Here is a 16,503-nt window from a genome sequence, read left to right as displayed (position 1 = left end):
GCGAGGAGCCCCGTGCCACATCGTGACGTCCCGGGCGCCGGGACCCGCGGCCGGAGCCGGGGCTGGATCCGCGCCGCGCTGGCCGCCGTGGTCGTGCTCGTGCTGGCCGGTGCCGGCCTCGTGGCCTGGCGCGCGCTCACGCCCGGGACCCCGCTCCAGGAGGCGATGGAGCTGGTGCCGGCCGACGCGACCCGCTTCTCGTGGACGGACTGGGACGGCGTACGCCGCGAGCTGGACGCCGACGTCGACGCCGGCTCGTCGGCCGAGGACGTCGACGCCTTCCTGGCCGAGGCCTTCGGCGCCGACCTGTCGTCGATGTCGGCGCTCGGGACGTCCGCGGGCGTCATGCAGGAAGAGCTCGGTTTCTCCCCCGCCACGGTGTCGTGGGAGCTCCTCGCCCAGTCGGGAGCGGGCGCGGTCGAGGTGCTCAAGGTCGGCGACGACGTCGACCTGGACGCGGTGGCCGAGCGGCTGGCCGAGCTGGGCTGGACCGAGCCCGACGAGGAGGACGGCGTGTGGCTCGGTGGGCCCGACGTGCTCGCGGGGGTGGGCTCGAGGCTGACCCCCGAGCTGCAGCACGTCGCGCTGCTCGCCGACGAGGGCCTCGTGCTCACGTCCGACCAGGGTCCCTTCCTCGAGCAGGTGCTCGAGGAGGACGACGCCCCCGACGACCTCGTCGACCTCGCCGGTTCGCTCGACGAGCCGCTGGCCGCGGCGGTGTACGACGGCGCCTACGCGTGCGAGCACTTGGCGATGTCGCGAGCCGACGACGACGCCCGCGCCGAGGCCGACCAGCTCGTCGCGGCGGCGGGCGAGGTGCACCCGCTGACCGGGTTCGCGATGGGCGTGCTGCCCGGCGGCGACGTACGGGCGGTGATGCAGGTCGAGGACGCGGGCGACGCGGAGGGCGACGCGGAGGCGCGGGCGCGGCTGGCCGCGGGACCGGCGCCCGGGCAGGGCGGGGAGTTCACCGACCGGTTCTCGGTGGAGCGGGCCGGCTCGGAGGGCCGGGAGGTCGTGCTCGACCTGCGCCCGGCGGAGGGCAGCTACGTGCTCTCCGACCTCACCAGCGGCCCGGTGCTGTTCGCGACCTGCTGAGTCGCGCTCAGTCCTCGGACGGGCGTCGCGGGGTGACGCCGAGGAGGCGGTCGATCTCCTCCTGCGACAGGTGGTCGTCGGACTCGCTCGCGGCGATGATCAGCGTGGTCGTCAGCTCCACCTCGCCCAGGAGGTCGCCGTCCTCGAGGGTCACGTCGAACTGGTCGTGCACTTCGTCACCCTCCTCACGTCTGGGTGTGGTCTCGTCGGGCCACTCGACATTACGCGTTCGCGCCAAGTGTGACGGACTCGCGAGCTCCGCAACATGACCCGAACGTGTCAAGTGTGCCCCGAAATCGAGTCTGGCCCCACCCCACTGAGGGGGAGGAGCCAGACTCTTGATCAGATCTGGAACAGGTCCAGCGTCAGCCGATCAGAGCGGACGGACGTTCTCCGCCTGCGGGCCCTTGGGGCCCTGGGTGACGTCGAACTCGACCTTCTGGTTCTCGTCCAGCGACTTGTAGCCGTTGGTCTGGATGGCCGAGTAGTGCACGAAGACGTCGTCGCCGCCGTCCTCCTGCGCGATGAAGCCGAAACCCTTCTCGGCGTTGAACCACTTAACGGTGCCCTGAGCCATGGTGCTCGTTACTCCTCTGTAGGGGCGTGAGTCGCCACTTCGACGACCCGCACCAGATGCGGTGACACGCCGCTTGAGACTCACGAGCTGGCAGGGCCCGAAGAACAAACGCCGTTGGATCACAAACTCCGCGGGCGTCGACCTGCTGGAACTTGCACCTGTTGCAGGGCAGACACTACCAACAAATCTGCCGTCGTCACTGGTCGAGATCCACGTGCTGGTGAACACTCGGCCAACGGGCCTGCCGATCGGTCTGGCGGAGGTCCCTGACACCATCGGGGAAGTGACCAGCGCCGTCGTCCCTCCGCACCTGCCGCGCGTGGCGGTCTGCGGCATCAGCCTGGAGGCGTCGACCTTCTCCCCAGCGCTCACGACGGCCGCGATGCTGGCTCCGCGCCGGGGCCGCGAGGTGCTCGATGCCTGGGAGTTCTGGCGGCCCGGCGGCGCCCTCGCGGATCGCGCGCAGTGGCTCGGCATCGTGCAGGCGCGCAACATCGCCGGAGGTGCGATCCCCGCCGACGACTACGCCCTGCTGAAGGCGGAGATCCTCGCCGGCCTGGTCGCGGCCGTCGCCGAGGCGCCCCTCGACGGCGTCGTCCTCGACATCCACGGGGCCGCGAGCGTCGTCGGCCTCGACGACATGGAGGGTGACCTCGCGGTCGCCGTGCGCGACGTGGTGGGGCCCGACTGCCTCATCAGCAGCGGGATGGACCTCCACGGCAACGTGTCGCGCACGCTCGCCGCGACGCTCGACCTGCTGACGACCTACCGCACGGCCCCGCACGTCGACTGGCAGGAGACGAAAGAGCGGGCGGCCCGCAACCTGGTCGACCGGCTCGCGCTGCCGCCGGGACGCCGCCGGCCGGCGAAGGCCTGGGTGCCGGTGCCGATCCTGCTGCCGGGCGAGATGACCAGCACGCGCCAGGAGCCGGCGAGGAGCCTGTACGCCCGTGTCCCCGAGATCGAGGCGCGCGACGGGGTCCTCGACGCCGGCATCTGGATCGGCTACCCGTGGGCCGACGAGCCGCGCAACGGGGCGGTCGTGATGGTGACCGGCGACGACGCCGACCTGGTGGTGTCGGAGGCGACGGCGCTGGCCACCGAGCTCTGGGAGCGTCGCGAGGAGTTCGGCTTCGTCGCCCCGACCGGCTCGCTCGACGAGGTGCTCGCCGCCGCGCTCGCCTCGCCGGTCGCGCCCTACTTCGTCTCCGACTCGGGCGACAACCCGACCGCGGGCGGCGCCGGTGACGTGACCTGGACGCTCACGCAGCTGCTCGCGAGCGAGGAGCTGGCGGCGAGCGGCAGGCGCGCGATCTACGCCTCCGTCCCCGACGCCGCGGGGGCGCTGGCCGCCGCGGAGGCCGGCGTGGGCACCGACGTACGCCTCACGGTCGGCGCCCGGGTCGATGCCCGCCCGGCCCCGCCGGTGGAGGTCGCCGGCACGGTGGTGGCGGTCGTGCCGACGGAGGACAACCTCGAGGTCGTCGTCCGCACCCCGGCGGTCGACGTCGTCGTCACCCGGCGGCGCCGGCCCTACCACCTCGAGCGGGACTTCACCCGGCTCGGCCTCGACCCCCGCAACGCCGACATCGTGGTGGTCAAGATCGGCTACCTCGAGCCCGAGCTCTTCGCCATGGCCGCCGACTGGATGCTGGCGCTCACCCCGGGCGGCGTCGACCAGGACCTCGGGCGCCTCGGGCACCAGCGGGTGCGGCGCCCGATGTTCCCGCTCGACGACGTGGGCGGCGTCGACCCGCTCGCCGACGCCGTGCTGTTCCCCGGCGACACCGGGCTACCTGCCGAGGGCTGACATCACCTCGGCGACCACCTCGGCGCTCGTCACGCTGCGACGCCCGTCGTCGTAGCCGGCGGACGACCCGGCCGGCACCACCGTGCCCGGTGCCCGCAGGTGCACCTCGCGCGCGCCGGTCTCGGCGACGACGCGGGCCGCGTTCGCCGGTCGTACGCCGCCCCCGACCGCGATGCGCACGTCCTCGCCGCCGCGACGCACCAGGTCGGCGAGCGCGGGGAGGTGGTCGAGCGCCGGGCCGGGACCGCCCGAGGTCAGCACGCGGGAGACCCCGAGGTCGGCGAGCTGGGCCAACGCCGACGGTTTGTCCGGCACGGAGTCGAAGGCCTTGTGGAAGGTGACCGGTGCGTCACCGCTCGCGGCCACGAGGCGTCGTACGACGGCCGCGTCGACGTCCCCGTCGGGCGTCAGCGTCCCGACGACGAACCCGAGCCGGGCCGACCCGGCGAGCGCCTCGCGCACCGCCTCGATGTCGGCGACCATGACGTCGACCTCCGCCGGCGAGTGGACGAAGTCACCGGGACGGGCGCGCACGAGCACCCTGACCTCGAGCCCGGGTCCCGCCGCGGCGCAGTGCCGCACGAAGCCGAGCGTCGGGGTGGTGCCGCCGTCGGCCAGCCCGGCGCACACCTCCAGGGCGTCCGCGCCCGCCGCGGCGGCCGCCGCCGCACCGCCGACGTCCTCCAGGCAGATCTCGACCAGGGTGTCCATGGGCCCACGGTAGGGCGACGTGTCGGGCGTGCTCGCTCGCGCAGGGGGTCAGTCGTCGGACGGAGCCGCGCGGTCCGTCTCGTCCGGCCCGAGGAGCATGGCCGCGACAGAGGTGTTGGTGGGGTCGGCGGCCTGGCGCATCAGCCGGGCCGCCCGGTCGGGCTCGCAGGTGCTGGGGACGACCAGGAGGCGCAGCTGCCGCCGCGACGACATCTTGACGACCATCACGTGCGTGTCGTCGCCGGGGAACGAACCCACCTTGACCGGGCCCCTGGCGGCCGTGATCCGGTGCAGGCTGGGCTCGTCGCCCGGCGCGTCCCAGTCGGGACGGGAGAACAGGAGCCGCTCCACCCGTCCGGCGTCGGCCGGGAAGTGGTCGACCAGGTCGGCCGCCTCGACCTGGAGGTCACGCGACTGCGGCCACCAGGCCCCGTCCAGGGGGCCGGAGGGCGGGCCGGGGTCGAGGTCGATCCGCAGGGGGACACGATCGGTCGTGGATGTTGACGTGGTGGGAGAGGTGCGAGGAGACGTCGTCATGACGCCGACCTTCCGTCCTGCTCTCGGGGGCTCGACGAGCCCTTCCCAGCAGGTGATTGGTCTCCAGCCTACCCACCGACCGTCAGGGACCGGGCGGACCACCGGGACGGGTCAGGGATACCGCCCCGCCGAGTCGTCCGGCTGGTCGGCGGAGCCGTCCAGCACCACCGCGGCAGCCACCTCCGACCAGGCCACGACGAGGGTGGCCGGGGCGTCGGAGCCGGGATCGACGACCGTCAGCCGGCCGGTCGTGGCGGTCCCGACGCGCTCGACCTCCTGCCGGACTGCTGCCTCGTCCTCGGCGGCGATCCGCCAGCGCTGGGTCCAGCCGTTCCCGTAGAGCATCAGGTAGGCCATCGTCGGGCTCCCGTGCGGTCGGAGGGGGTCGCAGCGGACGCACCCGGCCACGACCCGCCGTCGTCGTTCCATCGTGCCACCGGGTCGTGGACGCCCGGGGCGCCGATCTGCTGACCCTGGATCCGGAGGAAGTCCCGGAGGTCTGCGAGCTGGCGGTCGTCCTCGTGGATGGCGTGCTCGGCCAGGTTGCGGGTCGCCCGGCTCGCGCCCGCGACCAGCTCGGCGCGCGAACGGACGGTGGAGGCGTGGGTGTAGGCGGTCAGCGCCTCGACGAACGCCCGGTCCAGCGCCTCGCCGTCCAGACCGTCGAGGGCGTCGACACCGGTGCTCGCGGGACCCGACCCGTCGGGTCGTCCCCAGCCGTGCAGCACGGTCGAGACCGCCGTGAACCGGTCGGTCTGGACGGACAACGCCGCCCGTGCAAGCGCCCTGACGTCCGTCCGCGAGCTGCGGTCGGCGCCCGCGCAGACCGCCATGATCTGCGACAGCGCCGCGACGGCCTCCTCGAGGTAGAGCAGGTCGGCGGGATTGCCCTCCGGCAATGCGTCCGTCGTCGGTCCGGGCACGCCGGCCCAGGCGATCATGGCGATCCCACCACTCGGACGGGCGCAGCAGCGTGGTCGGCGGCGGTCCGCGTGCCCGAGGCGTCGGCGCCGGCACGCGGGTGCGGCTCCGTCGCGGACGGCAGCGACATCAGCTCCTCGAGGGCGTGGATGACCCGCGAGGGGGTCGGCGCGGGCACGGCCTCGAGGACGTCCAGCAGGCCCGTGACCGAGTCGACGAGCGTGAAGCGCCGGCCGGCGTCCGCACGTTCGTGCTCGGGGACCGGCCCGAGCCGCCGGGCGGTCAGGATGCCCTGGGCCAGCGCCTCGGCGTCGTCCGGCTCCACGAGGACCAGCGCGCCGCAGTCGGTCTCGGGCAACCCGCCGTCGCGTGAGGCGACCACGCGACATCCGGCGTGCTGCGCCTCGATCGACAGGATCCCGAAGGTCTCGTGCCAGTACTGAGCGTTCGACGGCATCACGACCACGTCGTGCTCGGCGAGCAGCGACGCCATCTCGGCCGGCGTGCGCCGGGCAGGCACGAGCGCGATGCCGGGATGCGAGCGCAGCAGGCCCTGGATGAGGGCGCCCTGCGGCTTGTCCGAGCCGGCCGACGTCACCGTGACGGAGACGCAGTCGGAGTCGAAGAGGTCCGTGTGCAGCGCCGACAGCAGCGTGTAGATGCCCTTCTCCGGCGTGAGCCGACCGGCGTACAGCACCCTGGTCACCTCCGCTCCCGACCCGGGCCGCGGCCTGATGGCGAACTCCGGCTCGGCGAACGGGTACACGACGTGGATCGTGTCGAGGTCGACGTCGAGGAAGTCCGCCCACAGTGCGGCGGCATAGCGGCTGGTCGCGATGAGCGTGCGGTCCTGCGTCCCGGCCACCAGCGACGCGTGCGCGTGGTCGCGCAGCGGCGGCGGCACGTGCAGGATCTGGTAGGCGGGGTGGACCGTGGTCGTCCGCGGGGCCTCGCTGGCGAACACCAGGGTGTCGTCGAGGCGCTCCACGTCGCCGAGCGTGGCGACCGAGTGGAAGGGGATGTCGTCGAACTCGTCGCGGCCGTCGGCCGTTCCGAGGCCGATGGTGACCACGCGGGCCTCGATCCCACGCCGGTTGAGCTCACGCACGTGGCCGACCGTGAAGTTCTCCGACCCGCCCGTGCCGGCCGGCAGGGGCTCGCCGGGCGACCAGACGAACGAGATCATCGAGCACCTGCCCCGCGTGCGTGGTCCGCGTGCCCGAGAGATCGAGTCGTGCTGAGTCGCGAGGTCATCCCGCTACCGCCTGACGTCGCTGCCTACACCAGAGGCCGCACGCCTCGGGGCCGAGGCACGGACCTGCCGCTGGCAGTTCACTCCCACCCTAGCGCGGGCGTCGATCCGAAGCGGAGGTCCGCTGGTGCTGTGAGCCCCCGCGCGGAACGGGCTAACTCTCGGACGAGGCGTCCTTCGCGGCCTTCTCCTCGGCGGCCGCGTCCTCGGCGGCAGCCTTGATGTCGTCGGCCGCCACCTGGTCGATCGTCCGCTCCACGATCGCATCGGCCATGGTGAGCGCCTGGCGGATCTTCACCGCCCTGGGGTCGGAGACGAGGGCCACGATCCCCGAGTGGCCGGGTGCGATCGAGTCCTCGAGGTCCTCGGCGAGCTCGTGTCGGTGGTGCAGCTGGCGGATCTTGCCGGCGGCGGCGCCGGTCGAGCCCAGGACGGCAGCGCTGCCCAGGATCGAGGGCGGGAAGACGATGCCGAGCGCGATGCCGCCGACCAGTCCCCACCGGAGCCCGGCGCGGGTGCTGTGGTCGGTGGCCTTCTGGACCTCGAGCCGGCCGTCCGTGCCGCGCTTGACCACCACGACGCCCTCGATGGCGACGGTGCGACCGTCCTCGACCGACTTCAGGTCCTCATAGGCAGTCCACGCTGACTCGGTGTCGGCGAAGTCGGCCACGACGAGGGCGTAGGCCCCGTCCGAGACGCCGGCGACGATGTCCGCATCGGGTGCGTCCGGGCCCTGGTTCTCCGTCATGTCTGCTCCTTCGTTCGTTCCGAGCGGGCAGCCCGGTGGTCGCCATGGACCGGACTGCATCCGTGCGATCGCCGTGCCGTGGACCGGTGTGCGCCGGGGGCGCGGGGTCACCTCGGCGATCGTGGCAGTCCGGGTGGTCCGCGGGGGTCACCCGCTGCGGGGGACCGGTCCGTACGGCGCCGGCGACGGCACAGGTGGGCGAGGACGTCACGGCGGGACACCGCGGTTCGCCCTATGGTGGCAGCGTGCCCGACGCACCGGACGACCCCATCGCGTACACCGCGCTCCAGCCCGGCACGCCCGTGCAGACGAGAGACGGTGCTCAGTTCGCCACGGTCCAGCGCGTGCTGGTGGACGAGAAGGTCTCGGTGTTCGACGGCATCGTGGTCCAGTCGGAGGCGGGGGCGAGGTTCGTGGACGCCGACCAGGTCGAGTCGATCCGCACCAGTCGTGTCCGCACGACGCTCTCCGCCGAACAGGCCGCGAGCCTTCCGCCACCCGATGAGTCCACCCTGGTCGAGATCAAGCCCGCACGGTCGTTGAGTGACCGGCTCGGCCGCCTCTTCGGACGGCGGAGACGGTGACGCCTCCCGTCTTCGGTGCCGTTCTGGCCGGCGCGTTCGCGGTCGTGGTCGCCCTCGGAGCGCAAGGGCTCCCCGTCGCCCTGGCGATGGTCGCGACCGTGCTGCTGGCCGCCCCGCTGACCTCCGCGTACGTCAACGCGCTGCGTGTCCTCGAGGAGGTCGTGCTCTTCGACGGGGCGGCACCGAGCGACCAGCCGGGCTGAGACGATCGGTCCTGCTTCGCCCGTCGAGGGTGAAGGACCCCGGGCAGCGCCGCCCTAACGTTGTCCGCCAGCACCCGAGCAGGGGACATGGCGGAAAGGCCAGGCGGATGAGTGACGTCGCGCAGGTGAGCACTCGGGCGGGCGGAGTCCTCGCGGCAACGTGCATCTCGACGCTCGTGGTCAATGCGAACACCTCAGCGGTGAGCATCCTCCTCCCAGCGATCTCGGAGGACACCGGCACGTCGGTCGAGACGTTGCAGTGGGCGGTGACCGGTTACTCACTGGTCGGCGCGGCGGTGATCGTCACCTCGGGTTCACTCGGCGACGTCTTCGGGCGCAAGCGGGTGTTCCAGCTCGGTCTGGTGCTGTTCGTGGCGTCGTGCGTGATGATCGCGCTCGCCGGGTCCGGCGGGATGGTGATCGCCGGTCGTGTCATCCAGGGTGCGGCCGGGGCAACGATCCTGGCCTGCGGCCTGAGCCTGCTCTCGGTGGCCAACGAGGGGCAGGCGCAGCTGCGGGCGGTGTCCCTGTGGGGCGCCGCGGCGGCGGTGGGCGCCGCCGCGGGTCCGCTGCTCGGCGGCGTGCTGGTCGACCTCACCGGCTGGCAGGGGCTCTTCTGGATCGACGCCGGCGTCGCGGTGCTGTGCATGCTGCTCACGATGGTGACGGTCAGCGAGTCCAGGGACGAGCAGCGGCCGAGGACGATCGACTACGCCGGCACGATCCTCATCGCCGTGACGCTCACTCCCCTCATCCTGGGTGTGACCAAGAGCGGCGACTGGGGATGGCTGTCGGCGGCCACGATCGGGTGCTTCGCGCTCTCGGTGGCGGCCGGGTACGGGTTCATCGCCGTCGAGCGTCGAGTCGCCGTACCATTGCTCGACCTGGCGCTGCTGCGCAACCGTGTCCTGGTGGGCTCGACCATCGCCATCCTCATCGGTGCGGGCACGATCAACGGGCTGATGTACCTGCTCAGCCTGTACTTCCAGGATCCCGCTTCCTTGGATTTCAGCCCGCTCGAGGCAGGGTTGGCGACGCTGCCCGCGACGGTCGGGCTGGTCGTGGTGGCTCCGCTCGTCCCGCGGCTGGCCGCGAAGCTCGGCGGGCGCCAGACGATCGGCGCCGGGTTCGCGCTCACCACGGTCGGCTTCGTCATGGTGGGTTTCGTCGACGCAGCGTGGGCCTATCGCGCCTTCCTGCTGCCGCTGGTCGCCATCGCGGTCGGCATGGGCATGTCCAACGGTCCTGCGTCGTCCGCGGCGACGGCGTCGGTGCCGGAGAACCAGGTCGGCGGGGCCTCGGGCGTCTCCAACATGGCGCGGTACGTCGGTGCTGCCGTGGCCACCGCGCTGGCCGCGACCATCTACGGCACGGTGATCGGCAACCAGACCGAGGACGGGGCGGCGCAGGGTGACGCTCTCGCGGCCGGCTTGGCCGCGGCCTCGTGGACGATGGCGGTCTTCAGCTTCCTCGGTGTCCTGATGGCCCTTGTGATCGCCCGGCACCGCGCCGCGGCGGGCACGCTCGAGGACGCCGCCGCAGCGGCGGCAGCACACACCCACACGCTGCCGACCTCCGCGACGGCGGGACGATCCCGCGACACCCGACCCTGAACGGAACTCACCCCGGAGAGGACGCGATGACCGTCACCCCGCCGCCCGCACCCGCACCCTTCGCGGCCCACGACTACGCGGACCGGATGCGCCGGGCAACGGCCGACGCCTCGGAGGCCGGGCTGGACGGTCTCCTCGTCACGCCGGGGCCGGACCTGGTCTGGCTCACCGGCTACCAACCCACCGCGATCACCGAGCGGATGACGCTCCTCGTCCTCACCCAGGACCGGGACCCGACGCTGCTCGTGCCGACCCTGGAGCGTCCGGACGTCGAGCGGGCGGTGGGCGCGCCGAGCCTCCTCGTCGAGGACTGGGCCGACGGTGAGGACCCGTTCGTGCGCGCGAGCGAGCTCATCCGTGCCGACGCGACCATGGGGATCGCCGACTCCGCGTGGGCGATGCACCTGCTGGGGCTGCAGGACGCGGTGCCCGGCTCCTCCTATCGCTCGTTGACCCAGTGCCTGCCCATGCTGCGTGCCGTCAAGGACGCCAGCGAGCTCGCCCGGCTGGCGGCGGCCGGCGCCGCGGCAGACGCGACGTACGAACAGATCCTCGGAGTCCGGTTCGCCGGCCGGCGGGAGACGGATGTGGCGGCCGACCTCGCGCGGCTGCTGCGCGAGCACGGGCACGAGCAGGTCGACTTCACGGTCGTCGGCTCGGGTCCCAACGGCGCCAACCCCCACCACGAAGCAGGTGAGCGCACCATCGAGGTCGGCGACGCCGTCGTGCTCGACTTCGGGGGACTGATGTACGGCTACGGCTCCGACACGAGCCGCACCGTGTGCGTGGGCGAGCCCTCCGCCCTCGTCCGCGAGGTGCACGACGTCGTCAGGCTGGCGCAGCAGGCAGGCGTCGACGCGGTCCGGCCCGGCGTCGCGTGCCAGGAGGTCGACCGCGCCGCCCGGACGGTGATCACGGACGCCGGGTACGGCGAGAGGTTCATCCACCGCACCGGGCACGGCATCGGCACCACCACGCACGAGCCGCCCTACATGATCGAGGGCGAGGAGCAACCGCTCGTGCCGGGGATGTGCTTCTCCGTGGAGCCCGGCGTGTACCTCGCCGGGCAGTTCGGGGTCCGCATCGAGGACATCGTCACCGTCACCGAGACGGGCGCGAAGCGGCTGAACAACACCGACCGCGAGCTCCGCGTCGTCGACTAGGAGGAGGAGGGTCACCCGGAGCAGGTGACGCCGAGACCCGACGCCGAATCCTACGGTCGACGCAACTCGGCTCGACTGACGACCCGACGTCCAGGAGGTTCGGATGCAACCACACGAGTCACGCCGAGCAAGGACATGAGTACCGCCGAGGTGCCCGCCGAGGGGACGGGGGCAACCGGATCGATCCCCGCCGCCCGCGCTCGCGCGGCCAGCACCCAGTGGATCTCCTGGGTGGCGCTGGCGATGATGACCACGAGCTCGGTCGCCAGCCTGCGCGCGGCGCCGACCATGGCCGTCTACGGCCTCGCCTGCGTGTTCCTCTACCTGCTCCCCGCGATCGTCTTCCTGCTGCCCACCTCGCTGGTGTCGGCAGAGCTGGCATCTGGCTGGGAGGGCGGGATCTACAAGTGGGTGTCGGAGGGGATCTCCAAGCCCATGGGGTTCCTGGCCGTGTGGTGCCAGTTCGCGATGACGATCTTCTACTACCCGAGCCTGCTCGGGTTCGTCGCCAGCACGCTCGCCTACGTCTTCAACCCCGAGCTCGCCAGCAGTGGCGTGTGGACGGCGGCGGTCATCATCGTCGTCTACTGGTCCGGCGTGTGGGTCTCCTCGCGCGGCACCAAGGGTGTGGCCGGACTGGCCAGCGGCGGCCTGATCATCGGCACCCTCGTCCCCGGGACCGTCCTGGTCCTCCTCGGCATCGTCTTCCTGGGACAGGGCAACGAGTCCGCGGCACCGATGACCGCCGACAACATCTTCCCGGTGTGGGCGGGCCTCTCCAGCCTCGTGCTGATCGTGAACAACTTCCTGTCCTACTCCGGCATGGAGATGAACGCGGTCCACGTGAGCTCGCTGCGGAACCCGGGCAAGGAGTTCCCGAGGTCGATGTTCCTGGCCATGGGGCTGGTGCTGCTGATCTTCATCCTGCCCGCACTGGCGATCAGCTGGATCGTCCCCGCCGAGGAGCTGTCCCTGACCGCCGGGGTGATGCAGGCCTTCGACGCGGTCTTCGCGAACTTCGGCTGGCAGTGGCTGACCCCCATCGTGGGCATCATGCTCGTCGCCGCCTCGCTGGGAGGCATGCTGACCTGGCTCGCCGGCCCCTCGAAGGGACTGCTGCTGATCTCCCGCCAGGAGGGCTACCTGCCGCCGTTCCTCCAGAAGCTCAACAAGAACGGCGTCCAGCAGAACATCCTGGTCGTCCAGGGCCTGCTCACCACGGTGATCGGCCTCGCGTACGCGCTGATCCCTGACGTCTCCAGCGCCTACTGGATCTTCTCGGTGATCACCACCCAGGTCTACCTGATCATGTACCTGCTGATGTTCGTCGCTGCGATCCAGCTCCGACGGAAGCAACCCGACCACCCCCGCGGCTATCGGGCTCCCCTGCTGATCGGGATGTGCGGGATCGGCTTCGCCGCCTCGCTGGCCGCCCTCCTGGTCGGCTTCATCCCGCCCTCGCAGTTCGCGGACGGCAACGCCGGGGCGTACTTCGCGATCGTCGGCGGCGGCGCGCTCGGCCTCGGGCTGCTGGTGCCGTTCCTCTTCTACCGCATGCGCAAGCCCAGCTGGAAGCAGCCCGAGCCGCAGGAGGTGAGCGCGTCATGAGCACTCCCGCCGAGACACAGAGCAAGAGCGAGCGCAGCTGGATCTTCATCACGGCACTGGTCCTGCTCGGCGTGGTCACCCTGGCCGGCGTGCTCGCCTTCAACGAAGGGGTGGACAACGCGCAGGCCCAGAACAAGGCCAACGAGCTGATCGACGCGCTTGCCAGCACCGGAGCCCGCACCCCCGACGTGGACCAGGTGGCCCGCGTGCTGGGCGACGACGGCGGTGCCACCTGCGAGAACCCGAACGAGGCGCTCAGCCGGTCCATCCTGCTGTCGCAGCTCACCAACGGGGCGACCGGCCCGGGGACGAGGCCGGTGATCGCGGACAGTCGCGTCGTGCAGGGCCAGCTGCTCATCATCGAGATCTACTGCCCGGAGGAGCTGGAGGACTTCAAGGAGTTCGTCGGCGACCTCAAGACCGACGACGTGGCGACCTCGTGAGCACGGAGGACCTGGGGCGACGCATCGGGGACCTGATGCCGGTCGTCAAGGACGAGCTGGCTGACCTCGTTGCCATCACGTCCGTGGCCGACCCCCGGCAGTACCCGCCGGAGGAGTGCGAGCGAGCCGCGCGGTGGGTCGTGCAGAAGTTCGCAGACGTCGGCTTCTCCGACACCCGTCTCGAGAAGACGGCAGACGGCAGCCTTGCGGTGGTCGGCTCGCGATCGTGCTCCCGCGCGGGAGCTCCGACGGTGCTGCTGTACGCCCACTACGACGTGCAGCCGCCACTGGACGACGACGCCTGGCGTACACCGCCGTTCGAGCTGACCGAGGTCGACGGGCGTTGGTACGGCCGGGGAACCGCCGACTGCAAGGGCAACATCGTCATGCACCTCGCGGCGCTGCGCGCCCTCGGCGACCGCCTGCCGGTCAACCTCAAGCTGGTGGTCGAGGGCTCGGAGGAGCAGGGCACCGGCGGCCTCGAGTCGTTCGTGGTCGACAACCCCGACCTGCTGCGCGCCGACGCGATCCTGGTCTGCGACACGGGGAACGCCGCCGTGGGCGAACCGGCGGCCACGGTCAGCCTGCGCGGCATGGTCAACGTGGTCGTCACCGTGGAGGCGAACGCCTCCGAGATCCACTCGGGGATGTTCGGCGGTGCCGCCCCGGACGCACTGGCGGCGCTCGTCGCGATGCTGGCGACGCTCCGTGACGACCACGGCGACACCACCGTCACCGGCCTGGACAACACTGGCCGGTGGCACGGCGCGCCCTACCCCGCGGAGCAGTTCGCCGAGGACGCCGGGGTGCTCGACGGCGTGTCCTTGCTGGGGTCCGGCTCGGTGTCCGACATGTTGTGGGCCAGACCGGCCGTCACCATCCTCGGCATCGACTGCCCGCCCGTCGTCGGCTCGGCAGCGGCCGTCGTTCCGAAGGCAGCAGCGCGGCTGAACCTGCGCATCCCGCCCGGGATCACCCCCGAAGTCGCGCAGCCCGCGCTGGTCGAGCACCTGCGCGGCGCCGCCCCCTGGGGAGTGCACGTCACCGTCGAGGTCGAAGCGACGGGGTCACCGTTCGAGGCGGACACCGACGGGCCGGCGTACCGGGCGTTGGCCGACGCCATGCAGGAGGCCTACGGGCGTCCGATGACCCGTCTCGGACAGGGGGGCTCGATACCGCTGTGCAACGTGTTCGAGGAGACGTACCCCGAGGCCGAGATCATCCTCATCGGCGTGGAAGAGCCCCAGGCCCTCATCCATGCACCCAACGAGAGCGTCGACCCTCGGGAGATCGAGCGGATGGCCCTGACCGAGGCCCTCTTCCTCCAGCGCTACGCGACCTCGCGTCCCTGACGGCACCGGGCGCGGTCGGCCCGGTACGACGTTCTGCATCGTGCGGCCCCCGCCCCTGCCACTCGGTCCGGCTCGGCGACGGGGGCTACGTGCCTGTGCCGTTGCGGCGTCTGGACGGCCCGACCATCCGAGGTCCCGCGAGTCGCGTCTCGAGGCGGTGCGCCTCGCGCTTGAGCGGGCGCGCGAGGTACTGCCCGAGGATCACCCCGGCCGCGAGCGCCAGGGCGGTGGCCAGCGCGGACGCCAGCTGGAGCACGCCGTCCTGCCCCTCGGCCAGCAGGGCGAGCCCGCGGTAGATGTCGAGACCCGGCAGCAGCGGCACGATCGCAGGGACCACCACGACCAGCGGTGGAACCCGGAAGCGCCCGGCAACGAGGTAGCAGACGGCGCCGATGGTGACCGCCGCCATCGCGGAGCCCCAGGTCCGGCCGACCATCGAGCTGTCGACCGCCAGCAGGACGCCCTGACCGAGCGCGCCGACCAGGGCCACCGCCACCATCGCGCGCAGCGGTGCGTACGACGCGAAGGCGAAGGCCGCCGCGGCAACCGCCGCACCGACGACGGTGACGCCCACCTCCGCCAGGCCGGCGGCACCGGGCTTGAAGCTGGTCAGACCCACGCCGAGCAGGTCCCCGACGGTGAGTCCGGCGCCGACGCCGGCGATGATGCCCGCGGTGTTCAGGAGCGCGTCGATCAGCCGGGCGCTGGCCGTGACCGGGAACCCCGTGAGGGCGTCCTGGGTGGCGCCCATGATGCCGACCCCCGCCAACAGCATGACGATGCCGGCGGTGACGACGCGGGAGGGGTTCAGCTCCAGCTCGGTGGCCGAGGCGGTGACGGCGATGGCCGTCGCGACGAAGCCCCCAGCCACCTGCTGGTAGAAGGCTGGGATGCGGTGCTGGGGCAACAGCAGCTGGGTCCCGTCGATCGCGCAGGCCGCCGCGAAGGCGAGCAGGCAGACGATCGGGCTGCCGCCCAGGGTGAGCGCGATCCCAGTGCCCATGACGCCCCATCCCAGGGTCACTGCCCAGCGGTGCCTCTGGTGACCGGTGGACACGATCCGGGCGACCTCGTCACGTGCCTGGTCCCGCGTGATGGCACCGGCCACCAGGTCACTGACCGTCTGGTCGACCTCGATCAGGTCCGCGTAGTCGACCGGGCGACGGGTCACGCTCCGCACCTGGAGAGCAGCTGGCTCGTCGCTGCTCGGCTGGTGGCGAAGAGTCAGGTCGACGAACGTCACGTCCGCAGACACGTGGCGCACTCCGCAGGCCTGGGTCACCGCGAGCATGGTGGCGGTGACGTCGGCGGCGCCGGCTCCCGACGACAACAGGACCTCGCCGATCCTCAGTGCCAGGTCGAGCGTCGCGTAGACGTCGTGGCGCTCCGTCACGGACCCGGCCACTGTCGTCGCGGCCAGTCCCGCCACCCGGGAACCGCGCGGTCGTCGACAGGTCTCACCGCTGCATCGTCCAAGCCTCCCGGGCCCGGCGTCCTCCTCCGACGAGGGTGAGTGGATGCGTACGCGCACCGCACAGTGCCGCAGCGGTGGATCGCGGGCGTCGTCTCCGGGGGTTCCACCTACCCAGCGTGTTCTGTCGTCCGCTCGTCTCTGAGAGGATCCGCAGCAGGAACGTGGGTCGCCCGGAGGCTTCGTCGGGTCGGCGTCCCCATGTCCCGGGCCTCTAGCTCAATTGGCAGAGCAGCGGACTTTTAATCCGTTGGTTCAGGGTTCGAGCCCCTGGAGGCCTACCTCAGCCTGTATGAGCCCGGGTCCTCCTTGACGGAGTGGCTCGGGTTCTTGCTTTACAGGGTTTCGGTTGCTGCTTGACGGTGGCTTCGGCTCCTTCTTGACACTCGTTCATGGTCAAGGAGTTGAGCGT

The 16,503-nt window shown here is 71.8% G+C and carries 18 protein-coding genes and 1 tRNA gene; 10 read left to right on the top strand and 9 right to left on the bottom strand.

Annotated elements, in window-relative coordinates:
• Positions 1 to 12 precede the first annotated feature (12 nt).
• A complete protein-coding gene (locus tag NYO98_RS09775; protein WP_268111466.1) occupies positions 13 to 1,098 on the top strand; it encodes a hypothetical protein in 1,086 nt (361 codons plus the stop codon).
• Between the two features lie 7 nt (positions 1,099 to 1,105).
• On the opposite strand, the gene NYO98_RS09770 is transcribed toward NYO98_RS09775, so the two are convergent.
• Together NYO98_RS09770 and NYO98_RS09765 are read right to left on the bottom strand one after the other, a co-directional pair.
• Positions 1,106 to 1,270: a hypothetical protein gene (locus tag NYO98_RS09770; RefSeq protein WP_268111464.1), complete on the bottom strand. Its 165-nt coding sequence runs from the start codon at positions 1,268 to 1,270 to the stop codon at positions 1,106 to 1,108.
• A gap of 201 nt (positions 1,271 to 1,471) precedes the next feature.
• Positions 1,472 to 1,675 carry a cold-shock protein gene (locus NYO98_RS09765; RefSeq protein WP_045548871.1) on the bottom strand — a complete coding sequence of 68 codons (204 nt, stop codon included), beginning with the start codon at positions 1,673 to 1,675 and terminating at the stop codon, positions 1,472 to 1,474.
• A gap of 283 nt (positions 1,676 to 1,958) precedes the next feature.
• Here NYO98_RS09765 and NYO98_RS09760 point away from each other — a divergent pair, with 283 nt between their 5' ends.
• A complete protein-coding gene (locus NYO98_RS09760; RefSeq protein WP_268111463.1) occupies positions 1,959 to 3,485 on the top strand; it encodes a M81 family metallopeptidase in 1,527 nt (508 codons plus the stop codon).
• Here the strand turns inward: NYO98_RS09760 and NYO98_RS09755 are convergent.
• The 6 genes from NYO98_RS09755 to NYO98_RS09730 all read right to left on the bottom strand — a co-directional run bounded on the left by NYO98_RS09755 (position 3,468) and on the right by NYO98_RS09730 (position 7,654).
• Complete coding sequence (locus tag NYO98_RS09755) at positions 3,468 to 4,196, bottom strand: copper homeostasis protein CutC (protein WP_268111461.1); 729 nt, start codon at positions 4,194 to 4,196, stop codon at positions 3,468 to 3,470. The genes NYO98_RS09760 and NYO98_RS09755 overlap by 18 nt on opposite strands.
• 48 nt (positions 4,197 to 4,244) lie before the next feature.
• Entirely contained in the window at positions 4,245 to 4,733 is a 489-nt protein-coding gene (locus NYO98_RS09750) for a DUF5994 family protein (protein WP_268111460.1), read from the bottom strand.
• A 111-nt stretch (positions 4,734 to 4,844) separates the two neighbouring features.
• A complete protein-coding gene (locus NYO98_RS09745; RefSeq protein ID WP_268111459.1) occupies positions 4,845 to 5,090 on the bottom strand; it encodes a hypothetical protein in 246 nt (81 codons plus the stop codon).
• Positions 5,078 to 5,674, bottom strand: coding sequence for a DUF305 domain-containing protein (locus NYO98_RS09740; protein ID WP_268111458.1), 597 nt, complete (start codon positions 5,672 to 5,674; stop codon positions 5,078 to 5,080). The genes NYO98_RS09745 and NYO98_RS09740 overlap by 13 nt, the downstream gene beginning before the upstream one ends.
• Complete coding sequence (locus NYO98_RS09735) at positions 5,671 to 6,840, bottom strand: glycosyltransferase family 4 protein (RefSeq protein ID WP_268111457.1); 1,170 nt, start codon at positions 6,838 to 6,840, stop codon at positions 5,671 to 5,673. The genes NYO98_RS09740 and NYO98_RS09735 overlap by 4 nt, the downstream gene beginning before the upstream one ends.
• 220 nt (positions 6,841 to 7,060) lie before the next feature.
• Positions 7,061 to 7,654, bottom strand: coding sequence for a DUF1269 domain-containing protein (locus NYO98_RS09730; RefSeq protein ID WP_268111456.1), 594 nt, complete (start codon positions 7,652 to 7,654; stop codon positions 7,061 to 7,063).
• A gap of 245 nt (positions 7,655 to 7,899) precedes the next feature.
• Here NYO98_RS09730 and NYO98_RS09725 point away from each other — a divergent pair, with 245 nt between their 5' ends.
• The 7 genes from NYO98_RS09725 (at position 7,900) to NYO98_RS09695 (ending at position 14,620) form a co-directional block, all read left to right on the top strand.
• Positions 7,900 to 8,238: a hypothetical protein gene (locus tag NYO98_RS09725; protein WP_268111455.1), complete on the top strand. Its 339-nt coding sequence runs from the start codon at positions 7,900 to 7,902 to the stop codon at positions 8,236 to 8,238.
• A complete protein-coding gene (locus NYO98_RS09720) occupies positions 8,235 to 8,441 on the top strand; it encodes a hypothetical protein (RefSeq protein ID WP_268111454.1) in 207 nt (68 codons plus the stop codon). Before NYO98_RS09725 ends, NYO98_RS09720 begins: the two co-directional genes overlap by 4 nt.
• Before the next feature lie 107 nt (positions 8,442 to 8,548).
• Positions 8,549 to 10,054, top strand: coding sequence for an MFS transporter (locus NYO98_RS09715; protein WP_268111452.1), 1,506 nt, complete (start codon positions 8,549 to 8,551; stop codon positions 10,052 to 10,054).
• A gap of 26 nt (positions 10,055 to 10,080) precedes the next feature.
• Positions 10,081 to 11,217, top strand: coding sequence for an aminopeptidase P family protein (locus NYO98_RS09710; RefSeq protein ID WP_268111451.1), 1,137 nt, complete (start codon positions 10,081 to 10,083; stop codon positions 11,215 to 11,217).
• A gap of 135 nt (positions 11,218 to 11,352) precedes the next feature.
• Positions 11,353 to 12,825, top strand: a complete 1,473-nt coding sequence (locus tag NYO98_RS09705; protein ID WP_268111450.1) for an APC family permease — start codon at positions 11,353 to 11,355, stop codon at positions 12,823 to 12,825.
• A complete protein-coding gene (locus NYO98_RS09700) occupies positions 12,822 to 13,268 on the top strand; it encodes a hypothetical protein (protein WP_268111449.1) in 447 nt (148 codons plus the stop codon). The genes NYO98_RS09705 and NYO98_RS09700 overlap by 4 nt, the downstream gene beginning before the upstream one ends.
• Positions 13,265 to 14,620 carry a dipeptidase gene (locus tag NYO98_RS09695; protein ID WP_268111448.1) on the top strand — a complete coding sequence of 452 codons (1,356 nt, stop codon included), beginning with the start codon at positions 13,265 to 13,267 and terminating at the stop codon, positions 14,618 to 14,620. Before NYO98_RS09700 ends, NYO98_RS09695 begins: the two co-directional genes overlap by 4 nt.
• An 85-nt stretch (positions 14,621 to 14,705) precedes the next feature.
• On the opposite strand, the gene NYO98_RS09690 is transcribed toward NYO98_RS09695, so the two are convergent.
• Entirely contained in the window at positions 14,706 to 16,013 is a 1,308-nt protein-coding gene (locus NYO98_RS09690) for a threonine/serine exporter family protein (RefSeq protein WP_268111447.1), read from the bottom strand.
• A gap of 286 nt (positions 16,014 to 16,299) precedes the next feature.
• Between NYO98_RS09690 and NYO98_RS09685 the strand changes: the two genes are divergently transcribed.
• Positions 16,300 to 16,372, top strand: a tRNA-Lys gene (locus NYO98_RS09685).
• Positions 16,373 to 16,503: the final 131 nt, after the last annotated feature.

The sequence above is a fragment of the Nocardioides pini genome, assembly GCF_026712185.1.
GTDB lineage: Bacteria > Actinomycetota > Actinomycetes > Propionibacteriales > Nocardioidaceae > Nocardioides > Nocardioides pini.
The sequence above is the reverse complement of the archived record's forward strand: the minus strand, read 5'-3'. Positions and strand labels throughout refer to the sequence as shown.